At 35.4% G+C, this 22,467-nt stretch carries 21 protein-coding genes, 3 pseudogenes and 1 riboswitch; of the genes and pseudogenes, 6 read left to right on the top strand and 18 right to left on the bottom strand.

All coding sequences use genetic code 11. The features are described from left to right. Nucleotides 1–14 precede the first annotated feature (14 nt). From malD to MHH71_RS23480, 3 genes are all read right to left on the bottom strand, one after another. Complete coding sequence (gene malD / locus MHH71_RS23490; protein ID WP_016116108.1) at nt 15–857, bottom strand: maltosaccharide ABC transporter permease MalD; 843 nt, start codon at nt 855–857, stop codon at nt 15–17. Continuing rightward, complete coding sequence (locus tag MHH71_RS23485) at nt 858–2,159, bottom strand: sugar ABC transporter permease (RefSeq protein WP_006095830.1); 1,302 nt, start codon at nt 2,157–2,159, stop codon at nt 858–860. Between the two features lie 77 nt (nt 2,160–2,236). Beyond that, nucleotides 2,237–3,496 (bottom strand): sugar ABC transporter substrate-binding protein, encoded by a 1,260-nt coding sequence (locus tag MHH71_RS23480; RefSeq protein ID WP_006095831.1) that lies wholly within the window; start codon nt 3,494–3,496, stop codon nt 2,237–2,239. A gap of 316 nt (nt 3,497–3,812) precedes the next feature. Between MHH71_RS23480 and MHH71_RS23475 the strand changes: the two genes are divergently transcribed. Continuing rightward, nucleotides 3,813–5,573: an alpha-glycosidase gene (locus tag MHH71_RS23475; RefSeq protein WP_006095832.1), complete on the top strand. Its 1,761-nt coding sequence runs from the start codon at nt 3,813–3,815 to the stop codon at nt 5,571–5,573. 41 nt (nt 5,574–5,614) lie between these two features. Here MHH71_RS23475 and MHH71_RS23470 read toward each other — a convergent pair whose 3' ends face one another. Continuing rightward, complete coding sequence (locus MHH71_RS23470) at nt 5,615–7,291, bottom strand: glycoside hydrolase family 13 protein (RefSeq protein ID WP_006095833.1); 1,677 nt, start codon at nt 7,289–7,291, stop codon at nt 5,615–5,617. Nucleotides 7,292–7,566: 275 nt separating this feature from the next. On the opposite strand from MHH71_RS23470, the gene MHH71_RS23465 reads away from it, so the two are divergent. Then, on the top strand, nt 7,567–8,667 hold the full coding sequence (locus MHH71_RS23465; RefSeq protein ID WP_006095834.1) for an ABC transporter ATP-binding protein: 1,101 nt from the start codon (nt 7,567–7,569) through the stop codon (nt 8,665–8,667). A gap of 73 nt (nt 8,668–8,740) precedes the next feature. Here MHH71_RS23465 and MHH71_RS23460 read toward each other — a convergent pair whose 3' ends face one another. Both MHH71_RS23460 and MHH71_RS23450 read right to left on the bottom strand, forming a co-directional pair. Beyond that, complete coding sequence (locus MHH71_RS23460; protein WP_006095835.1) at nt 8,741–9,250, bottom strand: SDR family NAD(P)-dependent oxidoreductase; 510 nt, start codon at nt 9,248–9,250, stop codon at nt 8,741–8,743. A 447-nt stretch (nt 9,251–9,697) separates the two neighbouring features. After that, nucleotides 9,698–10,153, bottom strand: a complete 456-nt coding sequence (locus MHH71_RS23450) for an RDD family protein (protein WP_018780861.1) — start codon at nt 10,151–10,153, stop codon at nt 9,698–9,700. Nucleotides 10,154–10,298: 145 nt separating this feature from the next. Here MHH71_RS23450 and MHH71_RS23445 point away from each other — a divergent pair, with 145 nt between their 5' ends. Then, nucleotides 10,299–10,736 carry a DUF3997 domain-containing protein gene (locus MHH71_RS23445; protein ID WP_018764811.1) on the top strand — a complete coding sequence of 146 codons (438 nt, stop codon included), beginning with the start codon at nt 10,299–10,301 and terminating at the stop codon, nt 10,734–10,736. 42 nt (nt 10,737–10,778) lie between these two features. Here MHH71_RS23445 and MHH71_RS23440 read toward each other — a convergent pair whose 3' ends face one another. From MHH71_RS23440 to MHH71_RS23430, 3 genes and pseudogenes are all read right to left on the bottom strand, one after another. Next, on the bottom strand, nt 10,779–10,964 hold the full coding sequence (locus MHH71_RS23440) for a hypothetical protein (RefSeq protein ID WP_006095838.1): 186 nt from the start codon (nt 10,962–10,964) through the stop codon (nt 10,779–10,781). 80 nt (nt 10,965–11,044) lie between these two features. Further along, nucleotides 11,045–11,797, bottom strand: a complete 753-nt coding sequence (locus MHH71_RS23435) for a hypothetical protein (protein WP_033799077.1) — start codon at nt 11,795–11,797, stop codon at nt 11,045–11,047. A 25-nt stretch (nt 11,798–11,822) separates the two neighbouring features. After that, nucleotides 11,823–12,490, bottom strand: a pseudogene (locus MHH71_RS23430) (DUF4184 family protein). Between the two features lie 423 nt (nt 12,491–12,913). On the opposite strand from MHH71_RS23430, the gene MHH71_RS23425 reads away from it, so the two are divergent. Continuing rightward, nucleotides 12,914–13,666 (top strand): AAA family ATPase, encoded by a 753-nt coding sequence (locus MHH71_RS23425; RefSeq protein WP_006095840.1) that lies wholly within the window; start codon nt 12,914–12,916, stop codon nt 13,664–13,666. A gap of 65 nt (nt 13,667–13,731) precedes the next feature. On the opposite strand, the gene MHH71_RS23420 is transcribed toward MHH71_RS23425, so the two are convergent. The 3 genes from MHH71_RS23420 to MHH71_RS23410 all read right to left on the bottom strand — a co-directional run bounded on the left by MHH71_RS23420 (nt 13,732) and on the right by MHH71_RS23410 (nt 15,912). Beyond that, nucleotides 13,732–14,907 (bottom strand): acetyl-CoA C-acetyltransferase, encoded by a 1,176-nt coding sequence (locus MHH71_RS23420; protein ID WP_006095841.1) that lies wholly within the window; start codon nt 14,905–14,907, stop codon nt 13,732–13,734. A 141-nt stretch (nt 14,908–15,048) separates the two neighbouring features. Further along, a complete protein-coding gene (locus MHH71_RS23415) occupies nt 15,049–15,498 on the bottom strand; it encodes an NUDIX hydrolase (RefSeq protein WP_003208272.1) in 450 nt (149 codons plus the stop codon). 120 nt (nt 15,499–15,618) lie between these two features. Next, nucleotides 15,619–15,912: a DUF3928 family protein gene (locus tag MHH71_RS23410; protein ID WP_006095842.1), complete on the bottom strand. Its 294-nt coding sequence runs from the start codon at nt 15,910–15,912 to the stop codon at nt 15,619–15,621. A 308-nt stretch (nt 15,913–16,220) separates the two neighbouring features. Between MHH71_RS23410 and MHH71_RS23405 the strand changes: the two genes are divergently transcribed. Continuing rightward, nucleotides 16,221–16,838 (top strand): ImmA/IrrE family metallo-endopeptidase, encoded by a 618-nt coding sequence (locus MHH71_RS23405; RefSeq protein WP_003199880.1) that lies wholly within the window; start codon nt 16,221–16,223, stop codon nt 16,836–16,838. A 138-nt stretch (nt 16,839–16,976) separates the two neighbouring features. Here the strand turns inward: MHH71_RS23405 and MHH71_RS23400 are convergent. Both MHH71_RS23400 and MHH71_RS23395 read right to left on the bottom strand, forming a co-directional pair. Then, nucleotides 16,977–17,337, bottom strand: a pseudogene (locus MHH71_RS23400) (HAAS domain-containing protein); the annotation flags it as partial. Continuing rightward, a pseudogene (locus MHH71_RS23395) lies at nt 17,312–17,665 on the bottom strand (PadR family transcriptional regulator). The pseudogenes MHH71_RS23400 and MHH71_RS23395, both read right to left, overlap by 26 nt. Nucleotides 17,666–17,799: 134 nt before the next feature. Here MHH71_RS23395 and MHH71_RS23390 point away from each other — a divergent pair. Continuing rightward, nucleotides 17,800–18,576 carry a 3-hydroxybutyrate dehydrogenase gene (locus tag MHH71_RS23390; RefSeq protein ID WP_006095844.1) on the top strand — a complete coding sequence of 259 codons (777 nt, stop codon included), beginning with the start codon at nt 17,800–17,802 and terminating at the stop codon, nt 18,574–18,576. A gap of 44 nt (nt 18,577–18,620) precedes the next feature. On the opposite strand, the gene MHH71_RS23385 is transcribed toward MHH71_RS23390, so the two are convergent. The 4 genes from MHH71_RS23385 to MHH71_RS23370 form a co-directional block, all read right to left on the bottom strand. Further along, nucleotides 18,621–18,782 (bottom strand): YvrJ family protein, encoded by a 162-nt coding sequence (locus MHH71_RS23385; RefSeq protein ID WP_016116126.1) that lies wholly within the window; start codon nt 18,780–18,782, stop codon nt 18,621–18,623. A 254-nt stretch (nt 18,783–19,036) separates the two neighbouring features. Continuing rightward, complete coding sequence (gene mtnA / locus MHH71_RS23380; protein ID WP_033799079.1) at nt 19,037–20,107, bottom strand: S-methyl-5-thioribose-1-phosphate isomerase; 1,071 nt, start codon at nt 20,105–20,107, stop codon at nt 19,037–19,039. After that, nucleotides 20,104–21,285, bottom strand: a complete 1,182-nt coding sequence (gene mtnK / locus MHH71_RS23375; RefSeq protein WP_006095846.1) for an S-methyl-5-thioribose kinase — start codon at nt 21,283–21,285, stop codon at nt 20,104–20,106. Before mtnK ends, mtnA begins: the two co-directional genes overlap by 4 nt. 90 nt (nt 21,286–21,375) lie before the next feature. Continuing rightward, a riboswitch (SAM riboswitch) is annotated at nt 21,376–21,517 on the bottom strand. A gap of 74 nt (nt 21,518–21,591) precedes the next feature. Further along, nucleotides 21,592–22,458: a carbon-nitrogen family hydrolase gene (locus MHH71_RS23370; RefSeq protein ID WP_029426881.1), complete on the bottom strand. Its 867-nt coding sequence runs from the start codon at nt 22,456–22,458 to the stop codon at nt 21,592–21,594. Nucleotides 22,459–22,467 lie beyond the last annotated feature (9 nt).

The raw sequence follows: 22,467 nt of genomic DNA, 5'->3' as shown, positions 1-22,467 counted from the left end.
ATAATGTCCCATTTTCATCCTTTCGTACCTCCAGCTGTTAAACCAGAAATAAAATATTTTTGCAATGATAAGAACAAAATTGAAATCGGTATAGCAATTAATACGGAACCCGCTGCAAATGTTGTAAATTCATTACCAAATTTCTTCGCTACCATTTCATATAATCCAACAGCTAATGTATAGTTTTCTGGTGTCCGTAAAATGATACTTGCTAAAATAAAATCTGTAAACGGACCAATAAAGGTAAATAAAGCTACAACTGCCACAATTGGTTTTGCGAGCGGCATAATAATTTGCCAAAAAATCCGGAAGTGCCCTGCCCCGTCCATACGAGCCGACTCATCTAATTCTTTTGGAATCGTATCAAAGTAACCCTTCATAAGCCACGTATTCATTGGAATTGCTCCGCCCACATAAATTAAGATTAACGCTAGATGCGTATCAATTAATCCTGTCAACTGCGCTAATACATAGAGTGCGATTAACGCTGAAAAATTCGGTATCATTTGTAGAATTAAAAACGTTAATAATCCATTCTTTCTTCCGACAAAACGATATCTTGAAAAAGCATAAGCGGTGAAACTAATGGATAGTACTGAGAAGATCATCGTCAATACACTAACTTTCAGTGTATTTTTGTACCAAAGTAAATAATTACTCTTATCAAGATTAAGTAGGTCTCGATAATGATCTAGCGTTGCATTTTTCGGAATAATACTTGATCCTGATAAACTATCTCCTGGATTAAACGATGAACCAACAATCCATAGTAATGGATAGAAAATAATGACACACATTATGAAAATGACGAAATAACTTAATGAAAGACGTAACATCTTCTGTCGTTTTATATTCATTTACATCATATCCTCTTCTTGGAATGATTTTGTTCTTTTAAATTGCCATAACGCCACAGAAATAACAATTAACGATAAAATCATCGTAAGTGCCGCTGCTTTTCCGTATTGCGCTGATGTCATTGTTAATTTATAGATCCAGGAAATTAAAATATCTGTTCCACCTGCATTTTGTCCCGAAACAGCAGGCCCCCCGCCATTAAATAGGTAAATAATACTGAAATTATTAAAGTTAAATGTATATTGTGTAATTAAGATTGGTGCTGTTGCATATAGAACAAGCGGCAATGTAATTTTACGAAATTGTTGCCATGCCGTTGCTCCATCTACTGTAGCAGCTTCATACAATTCCCCTGGAATCGATTGCAGTATACCTGTTGTCATTGCAAAAATAAATGGGAAACCAAGCCATGTTTGAATAAAAATCAAAGCAATTTTTGCCCAAAATGGATCTGTCATCCAAGCAATTTTTTCAATTCCAAATAGCGCTAACACTTGATTATTAATTGCTCCAAATGATTCATTGAACATACCAGCAAAGACAAGGATGGATACGAATGCTGGAACTGCCCACGGTAAAATAAAGATTGTACGAATCACTGCTTTCCCTTTAATACCAGGCTGATTCACTAATATTGCTAAGAAAATTCCAAGTGCTACTTGTAAAGTAGTCGCGACAAATGTCCAAATCACAGTCCAAGAGAATACACTTAAGAATGTATCCCTCCACATTGGTAATGTGAAAATATCAGTAAAGTTTTTAAAACTAACCCACTCGACTAATTTCGCTGGTGGAGAATGATATAAATCATAGTTTGTAAATCCAATTAAGAATACGAAAATAATTGGAAACACAACTACAAAAATCAATAACAGAAATCCCGGAGAAACCATCAAATATGGAAAACCTTGATCTAATAAATTACGGTATTGTTCTTTCACAGAATTTAACGGTATTCCTATATCACGTTTTTTCCCATTTTGATAGGCATCATATAAATTAAAAGCATATATTCCTAGTCCAAACGCAATAACAATTAGTGCTAAAATCCCTTCTACTAATAGAAAGATAGAATGATCCCGAGGAACCTCTGTACCAAGTGTAACAATTCCCCACAATCCCATATTTAACAAATCCGCAAATGCTACGATAAATGAACCTGTTAATACAAGAAAGATAAGAGCTTTTACATATTGTTTATTGTATATTTGACCAACACCTGGAATGATTGACAACATCGCGGCTGTTTTGCGGTATTTTGAACCATTTACCTCTTGCATTGGTTCAATGGATGCTTGCATATTTCTTCCCCCTTTTTTCTTCCCCTTGGAAGGAGGAGAATTCGTATCCCTTCTTTATAAGAGATACGAATTCCGTCTTATTTTTGCTTACTATGGTTTGCTTCAATGTTTCCTTTAATTTGTTTCACAGCTTCATCAAGTGCTGGTTTTGGTTCTTGTTTTCCAGCTGCAAGTAACTCTAATGCAAATCTTGCAGGCTCCCATACTTCTTGCATTTCTGGAATATTCGGCATTGGAATACCTGTCTCAGCCTGTTTCGTTATTGCTTTTGCAGCTTCACTGTCTTTAATCATTGGATCTTCCATTAATGATTTTACAGGCGGAATTTCTTTTGATTTTTCATAACGAATTTTTGCATTTTCTTCATTTGTTACCCAATCAACAAATTTCGTTGCTAAATCTTTATTTTTTGAAAAGCTTGTTACATGCCATCCTTTTACACCAACAAAAGTTTTCATCGGTTGACCATTTGGTAATTTTGGCATCGGTGCTACACCATAATCAATTCCGTTTTTCTCCATAGCTTGAAATGCCCATGGACCATTCATAATGGATGCAGCTTTCCCTTCATTAAACAATCCATCTGCAGCTGCCCCACCAGACTCACCAATTATACCTTTTGGGAACAAGTTCTCCTTGTACCATTTTTGAATATATTCCATCCCTTGTACCGCGCCACTACTATTTAATCCGATATCGGCTGTATTCGGTTTTCCATCTTTCTCACCAAATACATACCCTCCCATACCAGCCATAAATGCATTTGCAAAATATAAATTATCTCCTAGTGCTAAAAATCCGTACTTACCATCTTTTGTGAAATCTTTCGAGAAATTATATAATTCATCCATTGTTTCTGGTGCCTTTGGCATAAGCTTTTTATTATAAATAAATACAGGTGTTTCGATCGCCTTTGGCAAACCATATAATTTCCCTTTATATGTTTGAGCTTCTATAGATAAATCGGTAAATTTGCTCTTTACAGCATCATCAACCTTTACTTCATCAATTAACCCTTCAGTAACAACATTTCCAATATGATCATGCGGTAATGTTACAACATCAGGTCCGGTACCTGCTGGACCATCCAAACGTAGTTTTTTTGTTTGATCTGTCATTTGAATTTCGGCCACTTTTACTTTTACATTATATTTTTTTTCAAAGCTTTTTACTGCTGGTTCTAATGCAGGACCTTTTTTAAGATCTTCCCAAACAAGAAGGTCATAATCTTTCTTCTCTTTACTCGCTTCCTTTTTTCCTGAATCTTTCGGACCACATGCCGATAACATACCAATTGTCAAAGCTGAAACTGTTAATAATGATAATGCTTTCTTCACCCTCAAAACCTCCCTAAGTTATATGTAATAATCGACTAAAATGAAAACGTTTGCACTTACAAGTTTTATAGAAGCGCAAACAATCTTCTAATCTACGAAAACGTTTGCGCTATTTGTCTATCATTATACATTCTTTTATATATTTTGCAAATATTTTCTTTATGTATTTTTCAAAAAATTCATGAAGTCTTTCTTTATATCCATTGACTTTATATAAAATGAATACTACTCTTATAAGCAATATTGAAGTTATATTAAAAAGCAATCGTTTGCAATATATTATTATTTATTGAGATATCAAAGGGGGATTTTCTATATGTTTAAAGAAGCAATATACCATAGACCGAAAGATAATTACGCATACGCTTACGATGAAAAAACGCTCCATATTCGATTGCGCACAAAAAAAAATGATGTAGATATCGCCTCACTCATTCATGGCGATCCTTATGAATGGCAAGATGGGAAGTGGATCACAGCAAACATACCGATGAAAAAGAGCGGCTCAACAGATTTATTTGATTATTGGTTCATTTCAATCGAACCGAACTTTAAGCGCTTACGATATGGATTTGAACTAAAAAATAATACAGAAACGATCGTCTATACAGAACGCGGCTTTTTCCCTAAAACACCTAATGATGATGTTGGCAACTTTTTTTGCTTTCCATTTATTCATGAACAGGATGTTTTTAGAACTCCTTCATGGATAAAAGATACAGTGTGGTATCAAATTTTCCCAGAACGTTTTGCTAATGGAGATCCTTCATGTAATCCAGCTGATACTCTTTCTTGGGGGAGCACTGATCCAACAACTACTAACTTTTTTGGCGGAAATTTCGCTGGAGTTATCCAGCACCTTGATTACCTTGTAAAACTTGGTATTTCCGGAATTTACTTCACTCCAATCTTTACAGCACACTCTAATCACAAATATGACACAATTGATTACATGGAAATCGATCCGCAATTTGGGACGAAGGAAACTTTTAAAAAACTTGTTAACGCCTGCCACAAGCGAGGTATAAAAGTAATGCTAGATGCCGTTTTTAATCATAGCGGATATTTCTTTGATAAATTTCAAGATGTTCTCAAAAAAGGAAAGCAATCTCGCTATACCAACTGGTTTCATATTCACGAATTTCCAATTGTAACAGAGCCACTTCCGAACTACGATACCTTCGCCTTTACACCATATATGCCTAAATTAAATACAGCCCATCCAGATGTAAAAGAATACTTACTCAAAGTAGGGCGTTATTGGGTACGAGAGTTTCACATTGATGGCTGGCGCCTCGATGTAGCAAACGAAGTTGATCATAGCTTTTGGAGAGAATTCCGTAGTGAAATAAAAGCAATTAACCCTGAAGTCTATATTTTAGGAGAGATTTGGCATGATGCTCAGCCATGGTTACAAGGTGATCAATTCGATGCCGTCATGAGCTATCCTGTTACAAATGCTCTGCATTCTTACTTTGCAAACGAAACAATTGGGGCAAGTGAATTTATGGAACAAATTACAGCTTCTCTTCACTCCTATTCCATGAATGTAAACGAAGCTGCTTTTCATCTATTAGACAGTCATGATACACCGAGAATTTTAACAACCTGTAAAGGAAATAAAAATAAAGTAAAACTACTTTATGTATTCCACCTTTCTTTCATCGGTTCACCATGCGTTTATTACGGTGATGAAATCGGTATGGATGGCGGAATGGATCCTGGGTGCCGGAAATGTATGGTCTGGGATGAAGATAAGCAAGATACAGTATTATTTAAGCATATACAAAGATTAATTTCATTACGAAGACAATATAAAGCATTTGGTGGACATGGATTATTCCAATGTATTGAAGCAAACGATGAACAAGGTTACATTTCTTATACGAAAACATACGGAGAAGAAACGATATTTTTTGTTTTAAATCCAACAAACCAAGAAATTTCAGCTCCTATACCTTTTGATATCGCCGGTAAAAAAATTGTAAATTTATATACAAACGAAGAATTTTCAGCAGAAACAGACTCATTACAGGTTACACTTCCACCATATGGATTTTCAATTTTGAAGTGGTAAAATATAAAAGCCTTGTGTCATTTCTGACCCAAGGCTTTTCATTATTTTAACTTGTATACCCTCGCTTCATATGGCTGTAAATCGATACTCTTAATTGTTTCATTTTGCACATCATAATTGTGTATCAATAATTCTGAACTATTATAATTTACCTCTTCTGGTATTTCAAATACACACTCATTCTCAGTAAAGTTCGCAATGACAAGTACTTTCTCATCTTTCCATGTCCGCATATAGGCAAAAACAGATGGATGTTCTTCAAAAATTAAATCATATGTTCCATACACAATGATTTCATGTTTTTTACGAAGTTCAATTAATTTTTTATAGTAATAAAAAATAGAATTTTTATCCTGCAACGCTTGTGTCACATTAATTTCTTTATAATTAGAATTTAATGCAATCCATGGTTCTCCAGCTGTAAATCCCGCGTGCTTTCCATCATCCCATTGCATTGGTGTTCTAGCATTATCTCGCCCTTTTATATAAATCGATTGCATTACTTTTTCTTCATCTTCACCACGCTCTATTACTTTTTCACGGTACATATTCAGCGTTTCAATATCTCGGTACTCATCAATCGAATCAAAGTGAACATTTGTCATCCCAATTTCTTCTCCTTGGTAAATATAAGGAGTACCTTTCATCATATGAAGTACCGTCGCTAACATTTTCGCTGATTCTATGCGGTATGTTTTATCGTTACCAAAGCGTGAGACAACACGGGGCTGGTCATGATTGTTCCAATACAAACTATTCCATCCTGTTTGTTCCAACGCTTTCTGCCATTTTGTTAAATTACGCTTTAACGTTAAGAGTGAGCATGGCTTTACGTCCCATTTTCCCCCTTTTCCAGAATCTAAATCCATATGTTCAAACTGAAATACCATTTGTAATTCTTGACGTTCTTCAGCTGTATACAGTTTAGCCTCCTCTGTTGTTACACCCGGCATTTCACCAACAGTCATAATATCGTATTTCGACAATACTTTCTGATTCATTTCATGTAAGTATGCATGAATATTTGGTCCATTCATAAAGTATTGATGGCCTGATACATAACCTTCTTTCTCCGTTTTCACAGTTGGTAATCCCTCTGTTTTAGAAATAAAATTAATCACATCCATACGAAAACCATCGATTCCTTTTTCAAGCCAAAACTCCATCATCTCATAAACATCTTTTCGCACTATTTCATTATCCCAGTTTAAATCTGGTTGCTTTTTAGAGAATAAATGTAAATAATATTCATCTGTCGCTTCATCATACTGCCAAGCAGGTCCACTAAAAGCCGCTTCCCAGTTATTTGGCTCTTTTCCATCTTTCCCAGGACGCCAAATATAGTAATCTCGATACGGGTTATCTTTTGACTTACGAGATTCGATGAACCAATTATGTTCATCAGAAGTATGGTTAACAACTAAATCCATCATTAATTTCATATCACGTTGATGCATTTCACTTAATAATTCGTCCCAATCGTTCATTGTTCCAAACTCATCCATAATATTACGATAATCACTAATATCATAGCCATTATCATCATTGGGAGATTCATAGACTGGTGATAACCAAATTACATCTATACCTAAGTTTTGTAAATAATCAAGCTTTGAAATGATTCCGCGAAGGTCACCAATTCCATCACCATTACTATCCATAAAGCTACGTGGATAAATTTGATATACAACACTTTCTTTCCACCATTGTTTTTCCATCATGCTACCTCATTTCATTTTTAAATCGAAAAATCCAGGCGCAAACGTTTTCATTAATGAATGATAACAGATTTTAAAACAAATGAAAATAGCGCTTACATTTTTCTATTTTAATTTAACCAATTTTCACAGAGAAGAGGCTTTATTTATTAAATATCCCCCCCTTTTATGAAAACGTTTTATTTTTTTGTATCATTTTTATTTATTTTTTAAATACATTCGTTTATAATGAACTCAAAGAAAACGTTTGCATAATTTTTCTAGGAGGAAAAGTCATGGCAGAACTAAAGTTAGAAAATATTTATAAAATTTATGATAATAACGTAACAGCAGTAACAGACTTCAATTTACATATTCAAGATAAAGAGTTTATCGTTTTCGTTGGTCCATCTGGCTGTGGAAAATCGACAACATTACGAATGGTAGCTGGACTTGAAGACATTTCAAAAGGGGAATTTTCTATTGATGGTAAGGTAATGAATGATGTTCCTCCAAAAGATCGCGATATTGCAATGGTTTTTCAAAACTATGCACTCTATCCACATATGAGCGTTTATGACAACATGGCATTTGGATTAAAACTTCGTAAAATCCCAAAAGACGAAATTGACCGCCGCGTACAGGATGCGGCACAAATTCTAGGACTTTCGGAATATTTAAATCGAAAACCAAAAGCATTATCTGGTGGACAACGCCAACGTGTTGCGTTAGGTCGTGCTATCGTTCGTGACGCAAAAATTTTCTTAATGGACGAGCCATTATCAAATTTAGATGCAAAATTACGTGTAGCGATGCGCTCAGAAATTTCTAAACTGCATCAAAGACTTGGGACAACAACAATTTATGTAACACATGATCAAACAGAAGCGATGACAATGGCTTCACGCCTTGTCGTTATGAAAGATGGAAAGATTCAACAAATCGGTTCACCAAAAGAAGTATATGAAACACCGGAAAATATTTTTGTTGGTGGATTTATTGGCTCACCTGCAATGAATTTCTTCCATGGTAAATTAACAGAACAATACTTTGTTATAGATGATAAGGTAAAAATCAAAGTATCTGAAGGCAAAATGAAATTATTACGCGAACAAGGTTATGTGAATCAAGAAATTGTATTGGGGATACGTCCAGAAGATATCCATGACGAACTTTTATTTTTAGAGGCTTCACAAGGTACAACATTTACAACTCAAATTGAAGTTGCTGAACTATTAGGTGCAGAATCTATTTTATATATGAAACTTGGAAATCAAGATTTTGCAGCCCGTCTGGATGCAAGACATACCTTTACACATGGTGATCAAATCAAACTTGCATTCGATATGAATAAGGCACATTTCTTTGATAGTACAACAGAAAAACGTATTCGATAAAGCACCACTTTTCTTTACGTCATACAGATACAAAAAAACCGTCCACATATGTATTTCGGGCGGTTTTCTACTATTATACTAGGGTTCCTACTGTATGAAATGACTGTTCTTTTGTACTAATAATACCGAAAATAGGTAAATCAGTTAGCATTACTTCTTCTTGATGTTTCATAAAAGATGCCGTCAATTGTTTTAGTTCTATCCAAACGTCATTAATACAAAGTACATTGGAATCGTTCTCTTGTTGACGTAAAAAAATAGAATCTATTTTATATAAACCCGCATTATTAAAGAGCATATCAATACGATTATAAGCGTCAATAGCAACTCCAATGACACGTTTCCAATCTCCTTGTTTCGCCATATCATGAGTAACAAAAAGGGCTTCACCACCTAAATCTACGATTTCCTCCGCTGTTGCTTGTCCATTTTCCTGATCAATATCCGTCACAATTACTTTTGCACCTTGTTCTGCCAACAAAAGAGCCGTACTACGTCCAATACCGATGCCACCGCCAGTTACAACGGCAACTTTTCCTGCAAGCTTCATCGTCATTACCCCTTCTGTAAGTCTTACCGTCACTCAGTATACCCCTTTCGCCCGTAGCTCTACAAGCAGAAAAAGCCCATATTCCTTTTTTTGTAATCGCTCACTTATCTGTTTTCTCTTTTTTCTTACTATTGTATTTATCAAAAGCTAGACCGATAAAAATAAGTACCCCAAAAAATTAAGTTACTTTCTATCATTTCGATCTCCCCCTTGTTATACAACACATCTGTTTCATTTATCATATCATTTTCCTAATTTTCAGTCTAATACAACAAAAAAATAGGATGTGTTAAAAAGTTTACTATTGCTTGCTTTTTAACACATCCTGCATCAATATGAAGGGTACTCTATAGGAGATGTCCGCCCTATATGAACTCCATTATACGAATTAAATTTATCGAATTTCGTAAAAATTTAAGGGTACATATATTTTTTAATACGTCCTAAATATAACTCTTTATCATTCTATCCTAGTATTCTTTAAACGAGACTCATCACTTTCGTTTTCATAATTAAGTCATGGAACCCACAATTATCGTGACGGAACAACATCATATATACGTTACAGATAGATGGAATTCCAAGCAACAATATGTTTGGTAATAACAATACAAAGAACCGTACTGTTAGCGTTTGAATTGTTAACTTTTCACTTGTTAATGATACAAGTCTTGTTCGGGTTATTTTTTTACCAATTGTACAGCCATTCCATATAAATGGAACAAAAATAAAATAGATAGCCATTAATATAAAAACAAGCGCAAGATCATATCGATAATCACCTAAGCTTATATTAAAACGATTGAAAATGGCCCCATAATTCCTCGTTACAACTGCCACAACAGCACCGTACATAACCGAGATTAAAAACATATCGATAATGGAAGCACCTATGCGATTCATTACTACCGCTGGACGATGCATCTTTAACTTCATTTTATGTCGACTCCTTTGTATCCTTCTTTACCTGTCTCATCGTACCATTTCTAAAAACCATTGTAAACAACTCATATATTGGCGTTTCTTTTCCTTTTCTTGTACAATATGTTTACCACAAGCATTTTATAAGGAGGGTCTCATATTGAAGCGATTGATGACCGTAATTGCCATTATACTTTTGACTGGTTGCACAGCAAACTCTAGCCATTCAGCTTACACCATCAATGAAGAATATGAACTAATAAATACTTCCGGAAATGCATTTGAACTTTTTCCAAAACCAGACGCTGTATATGCTACACAATATGTCCCAGCTAAAATTGTAGAAATTGCATGGGACGATATATATATTATTGCAAAACAAATTGAAGAAAAATCCGATCCCAATAACCCAGAATCTAGTATTACAAATAAACGAAGCGAACATTACTGGATTATTGATATGAACAACAATCGTCGTTTTGGTCCTTATAATGAAAAACAATTTCAGGAACAAAAAGAAGCATTTCGAATTTCTGAACAATTACAAACCGTAGAAACCTATTTAAATGAGCAAAACAAACGGTCAGTAAACGCCTAATAACGGCTGTTTATTTCAAGAACCAAAAATAGTATATTTTTTTCAGTCCATTTGCTGATTTTTATAGCTTGGATGTTCCCCTGTTATCGCGATAACAGTACCGCATTTTTTACAACTTTCTACCACTGCGACTGCTTGTGCAAATAAAGTAAGATAACCTTTTTGGTCTGGTGCTATCGTTGCTTTTTCTATCTCCTTACTACCGCATTCGTAACATCTTTTTTCCATTTTTCTTCCCCCTTTGCACTTTATAATACATTCGCTTTGATTTGACAAATTTCCTGTTCTTTTTCTATACAAAAAACATCTCACTTAGACAGTGAGATGTTAAATGTTTGCGGTTCTGTAACCGTTTCATGTGTATCACCCGTTGCAAGAACATCTGTTGTAAATGAGATTTGAGTAATCTCTTTTTTCTCATCCTCGAGTATTAATCCAATTATCCCTTCCCTCGTCTCACCTGGTTTATACTCTTCTCTTGTAACACTTTTTGTACCTACAAGCGTATCCTCTTCATATAAAAAGTTTTGTTTTGGGACATTAAAGTGCTGCGTTTCATTAATAGTAATATCATTCATAGAGAAAAACTGCATGTCTTTATCTCCACTATTTTCTACCTTATATGTAATTTCAACATAACGCACTTTATCTCCAATGTCTTTTCCACTTAACGAAGCGTACAACTCAGCATCTTCTCGATTGACTTTGTCTCCAAGTCTACGCTGCACTTCTTCTGGACTTAATGCTGTATATACTTTCAATGTATCTTTTGCATCTTGACTCATTTGTGATAATGCAATAACCTTTACATCTTGTACATGAATTTTCATTGGAGCTACTTCAAACGTTTGATTAACATGTTTTAACCTCTCTAATTTAAATGTTCCCCATCCTTTTTCTTTTACAACCTGTCCAACTTTCTTTAATTCCTTGCCACCGTATTCAGTTGTTTCTGGAATAGATTCTTTCTTTACTTCTTTTTTTTCTTCCTTTTGAAAACAACCGCTAAACAAAACGATAGAACTACATAAAATACAAATACTTTTCCATACTTTCATCATCTTACTCCTAACACTCTCATTCATACTAACTCGATTCTTCTCTTGTTTCGTATATTGCGGAAACAATGAATAGACCACAAAAAACACTTGTAAATCCAGAAACTATTATACTCCCTATTTGTAAAATTTGAAAATAGGGGTCTAGCAACGCGTGCATAGTAAACACTACTAACGCCGTAATCATCGTCCATCCCCAATATTTCCTTTTCTCTCTTGCTGAAACTATATCTACTTTTATTTGAAAATCTCGATGTTTCTATAGAACATATATAAGCAGCAAAAAAACAAGACATGTACTCCCGTGCTGCATGAATTTATATATCGGCATGGAATATATATGTTGTTGTAGAGATGGTAAATTCATAACAAAATAACCCATCTTATGGGTAAAAGCATCCCAAACGAAATGTGTAAGCATACCGAATAATGCAGAATAGAGAAAAACAAAAATTTCTTTCCCTGAAGTAAGCCTCCATGGAATAGATGCTACATAACGATAGTAGACTGAAAACGAGCGGTAAGTTCAAATAAAAGAACCCTAAATGTATGTCCAATGACACCATATGGTCGAAAATGCAAAAAATATTCAAAATCGGGTACCATACTTCCTAATACTAGCGCTGTTACTGAAACATATCGTTGTTTCTTGCAAAAAGGAATGACAGCAGCAGGATGCGCAAATGTAAACGGCATATGTTACTCCCTTCTGAAACCAAAAAAATATTTCTATGTAAGACACCCTCTATCATAACGATATCGATTCTTGATATGCAACACTTATTTTGACATTGGAATATCCACAACTTACATGATACAATCCAAATGTAATATTTAGGAAATGGAAGTGATATCATTTTGTCCCTAATGTTTGTCTTTCTCCTTATTCTATTAGAACTTTTTATAACCACGTATATAGGCTTTTTTCTATGGAAATATATAAAAATAGTAAAGTATATTCCAAATCTACTAGTTTTTATAGCTACTATACTGATTTTTATTATAAAGAGACACACCTATGGCTGGGAAGGACTAGGTTTCTCGGCTTTGCAAGTTGCCTGATCCTTGTACTTGCTGCTATATTAGAAACAAAATCTTCAACGAATTGAGGTATATATTTTGAATGAGCGTACAGCCTTTCTAAAGAACGTCTCCTTACAAAAAGAACATATCCCTAATTTTTCCGTGTATCCATATTGCTTACCCGCTATCCGAACATTACAATCACTAGACTTCCATCCAAATGTAACATTTATAATTGGAGAAAATGGAACTGGGAAGTCTACATTGTTAGAAGCCCTCGCCATCGCTTTAGGATTTAATGCGGAAGGTGGAACAAAAAATTTCCGTTTTGCTACACATGATTCGCATTCATCTTTACACAAATATATTCGCGTAGCAAAAAGCGTCGCGACACCAAAAGACGGATTCTTTCTGCGAGCAGAATCATTTTATAATGTTGCTTCTTATATCGATGAAATTGATTCTGAACAATTTTTGGGAGGTAAGGTTATTGATTCATATGGTGGTATTTCCTTACACAATCAATCACATGGTGAATCATTTTTTTCTTTATTTATGAACCGTTTTACAGGACAAAGCTTATATATTTTAGACGAGCCTGAAGCAGCTTTATCTCCAATGAGGCAGCTTTCTATGCTCATTCGTATGCGTGAATTAGCAGAGCAAGGATCACAATTCATTATCGCAACTCACTCTCCTATTTTGATGGCTTATCCAGAGTCCAATATATATTCTTTCTCACAAGAAGGAATCACAGAAGCAATCCTAGAGGAAACTGAGCATTATCAAACGATGAAACTCTTTTTCGAGAATCGGGATCGCTTGTTTCATCATTTGTTCCAATCATAAAGAAAAAGGTAATATTACTCGTTGATACCCAAAAAAAGAAGGAGCAGCTCGCTGCTCCTTCTTTTTTATAGTGCTTCTATAAATAACGCTACTCCAATGCCACCACCGACACAAAGAGATGCAATTCCTTTTTCTAAACCTCGTCTTTTTAATTCGTGAATTAAACTTACCGTAATACGTGCACCTGTGCAACCAATTGGATGTCCAAGTCCAACACCACTTCCGTTGACATTTACTTTCTCACGATTTAAGCCAAGTTCCTTCTCAACCGCTAAGTATTGTGCAGCAAAGGCTTCATTGATTTCCAATAAATCAGCATCTTCTAATGACCAATTTACTTTCTCTAAACCTTTACGAATTGCTGGTGCTGGACCAATCCCCATAATCTTCGGATCTACCCCAGCTACAGAATAACCAACAATTCTAGCTAATGGTTGTAAGCCTTTCTCCTTAGCCTTTTCTTCACTCATTAATACTAAAACTGCACTTCCATCATTAATACCCGAGGAATTCCCTGCAGTTACTGATCCACCTTTACGAAATGCTGGCTTTAGCCCCGCCAATTTTTCTGCTGTAATATCTGCACGTGGATGTTCATCTTTTAAAAATACTACTTCTTTTCTACGCTCTTTTATTGTAATAGGAACAATTTGCTCATCAAAATAGCCTGATTCAATTGCCTGAAGCGCTAATTGATGGCTACGCAGCGCAACTTCATCTTGTTCCTCCCTTGTAATCTCATATTGTTCAACTAAATTTTCCGCTGTTTCGCCCATCATAATATGATGCAACGGATCTTCTAAAACTTCCCACACCGTATCACGAATTTCTCCGTGCTGAAGACGTTGTCCCCAGCGGTGCTGTTTCAATGCATAAGGGCTTGAGCTCATCGCTTCTACTCCACCTGCAACAACAACTTCACTTACGCCTAATTGTATTTGCATTGCCGCTGACATAATCGCTTGCATACCTGAAGAACATTGGCGCTGGATCGTATAACCTGTAACTGTATCTGGAAATCCTGCTGCTAATGCAGCTGTTCGGGCTGTATTCGCCTCATCTGTTCTTTGAATACAATGACCTAAAATCACTTCATCAACTTCATGTGGTTCCACTCCGCCTCTTTTTACAGCTTCCTGAAGTACAGGAACAGCTAATTCCACTGGTGTTACATTTTTTAATGCTCCTCCAAAAGTTCCAATTGGTGAACGAACTGCAGCTGTAATGACAACATTATGCATCTTGCACTTGCCCCTCTCTTATGTACCCTAGTAAGTTTTTGGATGGTATAACATAAGATGTATATCTGCATTTATCATACTACAAATATACCGAAAAAATCAAAATATTTAATATAATAAAAATAGGAGGAATATTCCCTCCTATTCTGTTAGTGCATATAAAAATTTTTGTAAAATTTTCTCTGTTGTTTTATTTAAATTTGGCAACTTTTCAGCAGGAAAATATCGAAGGTCCAACCCTTCTTCATCAAGCTTTATTTCTCCGCTCACATAATGTGCTTGATATAGATGAATCACATTATAAATTTCATCCCCATTTGGATAACGATAATATACATCTTTCCCAGAAAGAACACCAAGAAACTGCAACATCTTCGCTTCTAACCCAGTTTCTTCAAATAGCTCTCGTCGAGCCGTTTCTTCCGTCGTTTCTCCTAGTTCCATCGCGCCACCTGGTACACCCCAATCATATGTATCCGAACGATATTGAAGCAATACCTCTTGTTTTTCGTTTAAAATAATCACAGCTGCTCCTACAAGAATGAGCGGCCTTGTACCGACTGATTTTCGTAATTCTTCAATATACCCCATTATATAAACTCTCCTTTCCTCTCCTTCCTTATCATAGCAAAATTCCTTATTTTTTTGTGTGATGTGAAAAAATATTCCTACTAACAAAAAAAGGAAGCATTCGCTCCCTTTTCATTACATTTATTTTCGAAAACTTTCATATTTAACTGCTTCAAATGCTTTTTCAATCTCTTCATTTCGATAATGAACGTATGTAAAGCGCCCTAATTCTACTAACCGAGCGATTTCTTGTAATGTTTTTTGCTGCTCATATGTCTCTTCAATCGTTACCTGTACATAAAATTTCATAAGTGGATGTTCATATAAAGACTCTCCAACTTCCACATATACACCCTTCACCCCTTGAACCACCTTTACATAACTTGCAAACTGGTAAACAGCTTCTCGGTCTGATACAATTTTTAATGTATACATACATTCTCCCCCTTTTCTTTTACTATAGCAGAATAAATAACATATAATGTAATTAAACTATGAATATTTTTCGACTTCTTTTACTCATTCTTATATTCCGTTCTGCATTAATCTATATTTTGCTTGTCAGTCAAAAAAACAGCTATCAATAAACAAATTACACCAATGTACCTTCTCTCAATTTATATAAATATTGGATTTTTTCAATTTATTAAAATACATCCCTTTATAGGGTTTATATCCATACATAGTACTTTCCCGTCACATACAGTATAGCAATAGACTGTTTTCCATTTGAGGTGTTTCTAATGGATCCATACGTAAATATATGTATTTGCATTACTCCAGGCTCCGATATTACAGACGACCGTATTGCAAAAGACTTAGCAGTCGCCGAATCAATATGGCAGCCAATTTCATTTCAAATTAAAGACGTTATTATACTAAATGAATCATTTAGATTTCACGATGGTGAAATTAGTTATATTGATTCTATCCAAATCCAACCAAAAGTTTCTTCTTTTTTTAACACTTGCTCATCACAAATTCCAAATTGTGACATTTATATTTGTTATATTGGAAGCAATTATTTTAAAGAGCAATCCGTAATTGCATGTGCCTATTCATTCGTTATAAACCAAATCCTCACAGGTTATATCATCCTTACTAACGCCGCTTCTCCTATGAAAAATATATATACGCTTGCTCATGAAATTGGTCATATTTTATTCACACGACGTATAGAAGGGAAACTTACACATGCTGACCCTCACTCGCAAACCGGCTCTGAACATCACCCTTCTTCCACAAACCTCATGTATCCAATTGTACCTCGTCCTGATCAAGTACACATTGATTCTTTATTAACAAAAGAACAGCGAGCATTATCTTTACAAAGTTCTTTATTACACAAAGAAAAACAGTAACCCATTCGTTACTGTTTAAAATAAAATATTCCAGTCTATATGCCCAATACCGGCCACAAAGAAAAGGCGATCCTATATATTCACTTTTCTTGTCTCTAATTTTGTATGAATCATTACAAGAACAAATAAAATAGCTAATTTTATAAACCCTATCCGAAAAGCCATTTTACGGGAAGCTATATTAGGTGCTACAAGTGCGATCATTCATGCCATACCCAATACATTGAACGAATGAAATCTGTAATGGCCCGTTATCATTTACAATTAAAATGGAAGCAATAACCCAAAATACAACAATATTCATCACTGTATATCCGATTTGTTTCCAGCTCTCTCTTCGATCTTTTTCCATTACCCGAACAAGCTCATTTACATATACTTTCGGTGAGCTTCCAAAAATATCCTCTATACTTTTCCCATCATTCTCACCTTCAATTAAGTGTAGTTCTGCATCTTCTAAAAAACTCTCAATATCACTTTCTTTGATAACCTTTGCCGCCGCGCCTCCCCTTTCCTTTCAGCAAACGCCCTACACTACTTTGCATCGCTTCCCAGCGATCCATAAATTCATCCAGTGTATCTTCACCTTTTTATGTTAATATATAATATTTTCGCTTTGGACCAGATGGAGATTCCTTCATTGTACTTGTTATTAGCCCTGCCTTTTGCATCCATATTAATAACGGATAAATACTTCCTTCACTTGTCATTGTGAAACCATACTTGGCTAGCTTTTCACTCATTTCATAGCCATATATTTCGCCTTCAGAAATAATGGCAAGAAGACCTCCTTCTAAAATCCCTTTCAGCATTTGACTTGTCGACATGATCCAAATCCTCCCTCTATCTTGTTATGCAAGATAGATAACCACATTTTTCCCAAAATCTTTGCAGGATTTTCGTTACACCTCCTCTAAATAGAGCAATAAGATAAATTCTATATAAAGGGGTGTTTTTCATTGTGGTTACAAATCGTGTTGTCTTTTTAACAGGTGCTGCAAGTGGTATTGGTTATGAAATGGGAAATGCATTTGCAAAAGAAGGAGCACAAGTGGTCATTAGTGATCGCCTTGAAGATCGTGCAAAGGAAGCTGCCGAACAGTTGCGCAAGGAAGGATATGAGGCAATCGGTCTAAGATGTGATGTTACATCTGAGCAAGAAATATCAGAAGCTATTTCTGAAACTATTACTAATTTCGGCTCACTTGATGTGTTAATAAATAATGCTGGTATGCAACACGTCTCACCAATTGAAGAATTTCCAACCGATAAGTTTGAACTTCTTATTCAAATCATGCAAATTGCGCCGTTCATTGCAATAAAACATGCGTTTCCAATTATGAAAAAACAAAAGTATGGACGAATTATTAATATTGCATCTATTAACGGTCTTGTCGGATTTGCTGGAAAGGCTGCCTATAATAGTGCCAAACACGGTGTGATTGGTTTAACAAAAGTTGCTGCCTTAGAAGGAGCTGTACACGGCATTACTGTAAATGCTCTTTGCCCAGGCTATGTTGATACGCCTCTTGTCAGGAATCAACTCCAAGATTTAGCGACAACACGAAACGTTCCACTAGAAAGAGTATTAGAGGATGTCATCTATCCCCTCGTACCTCAAAAACGATTGCTAGCTGTTCAGGAAATTGCCGATTATGCTTTATTTTTAGCAAGTAAAAAAGCAAAAGGAATAACCGGCCAAGCAGTTGTTATTGATGGGGGTTATACGACGCAATAATCTTTGTTACAAAAGGCTTTGCTCATTGAGAGCAAAGCCTTTTGTCATTTTGTTTCGTGCGGAGCTTCATACCTTGTCATCTGTTGTGGTAATTTCTCAATTGCAACAATTACACCATCTAATTTACTTTCAATACGATGCAGTAAATATAATGTCACAACAATTGGAAATCCAACATTACCGATCATAGATATCCATTCCCCCATCTATTTCCCCTCCTTTCTTTTAAATAAATAAGCAAAAGAAAGGAAATTGGGCAATAAAAAAACAAGCTACTGTATATTATATATATCCCTTTTAATTTTCCGACATATAAGTCGCAGTTATGAAAACAAAAGAAGTTCTCCACTCATTTTCTCCTTCTATTTTCATATGGCATGGGGCTAAAAAAGGCATTGACCGCCCTACCCATAGGCGGATGCTCTCTTCCACCTTAAAGGAATGGCTTTATGTCGGTCTTTCAATGCGTATTTATATAGCTTGTTTTCTCAAATAATGAAGCAATCTCTACGGCATAATCTCCTTGTAGAATTCCTTTTTCAGTAATAATTCCAGTAATTAGATCATGAGGAGTTACATCAAATGCAGGATTATAAACACCGACTCCCTCGGGAGAAATTTGTTTTCCAAAAATCTTTGTAACTTCAGTCTCATCTCGTTCTTCAATTACAATTTCAGCACCAGTTTTTTTCGTAATATCAAATGTAGAAAGTGGAGCAGCAACGTAGAAAGGAATATGAAAATATTTTGCTAGTATAGCTAAATTCAAGGTTCCTATTTTATTTGCTGTATCACCATTTGCGACAATTCGATCTGCTCCTACAATAATAACAGAAATATTTTTTGTTCGAATAGCATGTGCCGCCATATTGTCCGTAATGAGCGTTACATCAACACCAGCTTGTTGCAATTCCCATGTAGTAAGACGTGCTCCTTGCAAAACAGGTCTTGTTTCACATGCATAAGCTCGTAAATTCACCCCACGCTCTTTTCCAATATAAAATGGAGCTAACGCTGTTCCATAACGAGCAGTAGCAATACTTCCGGCGTTACAAATCGTTAAAATATGGTCACCATCTTTAAACCTAGTTAAAGCATGCTCTCCAATACTACGACATATATTTTCATCTTCTTGCTGAATTTTAAGTGCTTCCTCTTCTAATATTTTTCTTGCTTCTTTTATTGTTGTTGCTTGCTTAATAGAAGCTGACATGCGATCAATTGCCCAAAATAAATTAACAGCTGTCGGACGTGAAGTTGCTAAATAATTACAATCACTTTTAAACTTTTTTTCAAATTCAGTGATATTCGTAACATTATATTTTTTTACTGCAAGTGCTAATCCAAAAGCAACTGTAATACCAATTGCAGGTGCCCCGCGCACTTCTAACATAACAATACTTTTCCACACATCTTCAATAGTGTTCAACGTTTTATATTCTACAACATGCGGTAACCGCGTTTGATTTAATAATGCAATAGAATCTCCTTTCCAACTTATAGAACGCGGAACGGCAACTGTTGTGTTCATGCTTTTACCCCTCCCAAAACACTATCTTGAAATAACGTTTGGAACAATCTAGCATTCGCACCTGTCGTTTCATGTAATAATAACTCTCGACCTAAATATAATGCATGCTTTTTAGCTTGAATTCTTCTATTCTTATCCTTAATTCCATCTAAATCTACTACATGCGCTAATCCAATTGTTCGACGAATGATTTCACAACCAGCAAATCCAACTGCATCAGCAAAAATATTTTGTAGTACAATCGCAAGCCATCGTTTCTCCTTTGTATATGGTTCTACCCCTTCTAGTACCCATAGCTTTGTAAATACTTCTACAAAATTACTCCATGTTTTTTCAATATGATAGAATAAAATATTTCGTTTCTCTTCTTCTCTTGATAGTGCATTCAACAATAAATTTGCAATAAATTGACCAAGGTCAAATCCAAGCGGTCCAAATGTTGCAAACTCCGGATCAATCACCTTCGTTTCAGAAGGTGATGAAAAAATACTACCTGTATGTAAATCACCATGAATTAACGCTTCTTTTCTAGTTAAAAATTTATATTTATACTGCGCTACCTGTAATTTTAATTTCTTATCACACCAAAGTTCATCTAAGACAGGTTGCAATTCTTTCTCATAATCGTTTGTTTCATAGTTTCCAAACGGATCTGTAAACACAAGATCTTCTGTAATTTTACAAAGATCAGGATTTACAAACTTTCCGTCTAACACCCTTTTCTCTTCTGCTGGTAGGCCAAAATCTGACGTATAGAACAAAACATGTGCTAAAAAACGTCCAATATGCTGAGATAAAAGCGGATAGTCTTCCCCTTCACTCAATCCTTTACGAGTAATTGTAAGAGTTGACAAATCTTCCATTACTGTCACAGCTAACTCTTCATCATGACCATATACTTTCGGAACGTATTCTGGTACATATTTTGCAAAAACTTGTAATGCTTGACTTTCAATTGTGGCTCTACTTAACGAAAGTGGCCAGCTTTCTCCAACGACTTTTGCATATGGAAGAGCCTGTTTTACGATAATACCGCGTTCTCCATCATGGAGCCTAAATACATAATTTAAATTTCCATCTCCTATTTCATGACAAGTTACCTTTGCCTTTTTCTCAAAGTATCCATGCTCTTTTACATATTGAACTGCTGTTTCTTCTGTTAATGAACGATATCCCATTTTCTTATCCCCCTTTTTTAATTCAGAGGTTTTTCATCATAAGAAAAACCTCTTTCCATGAAGAAAGAGGTTTGAAGTTCAGCTTCTCCCCTCTTATCTGTCAGAAAGCTATCCTTTCTGCTGGAATTAGCACCGTGCCTTTTTGGCGCATAAACGCCCCATCTCACAATGGTATTACGGTCGGTTGCTGGGTTTCATCGGGCCAAATCCCTCCACCTGCTCTTGATAAGAGTTGCATAATTTATTTGAATTTTTAACTTTCTGCTACAGACTATAACAAGAATAAAAATCATTTGTCAATATTTTTTATTTATATAATTCTGGACGTCGATCAGTAAAGACAGGAATTCCCTTACGTACTTCCTTAACTTTTTCTAAATTTAGCTTCCCATGTAAAATAGATTCTTCTTCTCCTGCTTCTACTACAATTTCTCCCCATGGATCAACAATAAGAGAATGTCCAGCAAACATATTATCCGGATCCTCTCCTGCTCTATTACATGCAACCACATAACATTGATTTTCTACCGCTCTCGCTTGAAGAAGTAAACGCCAATGTGCTAAGCGAACAAGCGGCCATTCTGCTACAACGAATAATACATTTGCCCCTCTTACAGTATGAACACGCATCCATTCTGGAAAACGAATATCGTAACAAATTGTCCCCCCGCACTGCACATCATCTAACGTGAACTCACCGGTTCCATCACCAGCTATTAAATACTTATGTTCGTCCATTAACTGGAACAAATGTACTTTACTATATTCATTTTGCACTTCACCTTCGCGATTCACAACATACATCGTATTCGTAACACCTTGTTTTGTTTGCTTTGCAACAGAACCCCCAACAATATTCACCGCAAATTGCTTCGCCCATTCTGATAGAAGTTCTTTCGTTTGTATTCCTCCTTCATCTGCAATTTCAGGAAGTCGTTTTAAATCATAACCAGTCGTCCAAAGTTCTGGTAATACAATAACGTCTGGTTTTCTTTGCATCGCTTCTCCTATTTTTTTCTTTGCATTTTCAATATTTGTGTTCACATCACCAAAAGCAATATCCATTTGAATACATGCGACTTTCATTTTATCCGCCCCATTTTCAATTATTTTTTCTTTACAAAAACTTGGAAAGGTTATATCATTTGTCACTAGAATTGTAACAACTTTCAAAAGAGGTGG

It is taken from the genome of Bacillus sp. FSL H8-0534 (assembly GCF_038005885.1).
GTDB lineage: Bacteria > Bacillota > Bacilli > Bacillales > Bacillaceae_G > Bacillus_A > Bacillus_A pseudomycoides.
The sequence above is the reverse complement of the archived record's forward strand: the minus strand, read 5'-3'. Positions and strand labels throughout refer to the sequence as shown.

Coding starts and splice junctions, on each gene's coding strand:
- malD (WP_016116108.1), bottom strand. CDS start 857: ATGAATATAAAACGACAGAAGATGTTACGTCTTTCATTAAGTTATTTC.
- MHH71_RS23485 (WP_006095830.1), bottom strand. CDS start 2,159: ATGCAAGCATCCATTGAACCAATGCAAGAGGTAAATGGTTCAAAATAC.
- MHH71_RS23475 (WP_006095832.1), top strand. CDS start 3,813: ATGTTTAAAGAAGCAATATACCATAGACCGAAAGATAATTACGCATAC.
- MHH71_RS23470 (WP_006095833.1), bottom strand. CDS start 7,291: ATGGAAAAACAATGGTGGAAAGAAAGTGTTGTATATCAAATTTATCCA.
- MHH71_RS23465 (WP_006095834.1), top strand. CDS start 7,567: ATGGCAGAACTAAAGTTAGAAAATATTTATAAAATTTATGATAATAAC.
- MHH71_RS23450 (WP_018780861.1), bottom strand. CDS start 10,153: ATGAAGTTAAAGATGCATCGTCCAGCGGTAGTAATGAATCGCATAGGT.
- MHH71_RS23440 (WP_006095838.1), bottom strand. CDS start 10,964: ATGGAAAAAAGATGTTACGAATGCGGTAGTAAGGAGATAGAAAAAGCA.
- MHH71_RS23435 (WP_033799077.1), bottom strand. CDS start 11,797: ATGATGAAAGTATGGAAAAGTATTTGTATTTTATGTAGTTCTATCGTT.
- MHH71_RS23420 (WP_006095841.1), bottom strand. CDS start 14,907: ATGCATAATGTTGTCATTACAGCTGCAGTTCGTTCACCAATTGGAACT.
- MHH71_RS23415 (WP_003208272.1), bottom strand. CDS start 15,498: ATGGGGTATATTGAAGAATTACGAAAATCAGTCGGTACAAGGCCGCTC.
- MHH71_RS23410 (WP_006095842.1), bottom strand. CDS start 15,912: ATGTATACATTAAAAATTGTATCAGACCGAGAAGCTGTTTACCAGTTT.
- MHH71_RS23405 (WP_003199880.1), top strand. CDS start 16,221: ATGGATCCATACGTAAATATATGTATTTGCATTACTCCAGGCTCCGAT.
- MHH71_RS23385 (WP_016116126.1), bottom strand. CDS start 18,782: ATGGGGGAATGGATATCTATGATCGGTAATGTTGGATTTCCAATTGTT.
- mtnA (WP_033799079.1), bottom strand. CDS start 20,107: ATGAACACAACAGTTGCCGTTCCGCGTTCTATAAGTTGGAAAGGAGAT.
- mtnK (WP_006095846.1), bottom strand. CDS start 21,285: ATGGGATATCGTTCATTAACAGAAGAAACAGCAGTTCAATATGTAAAA.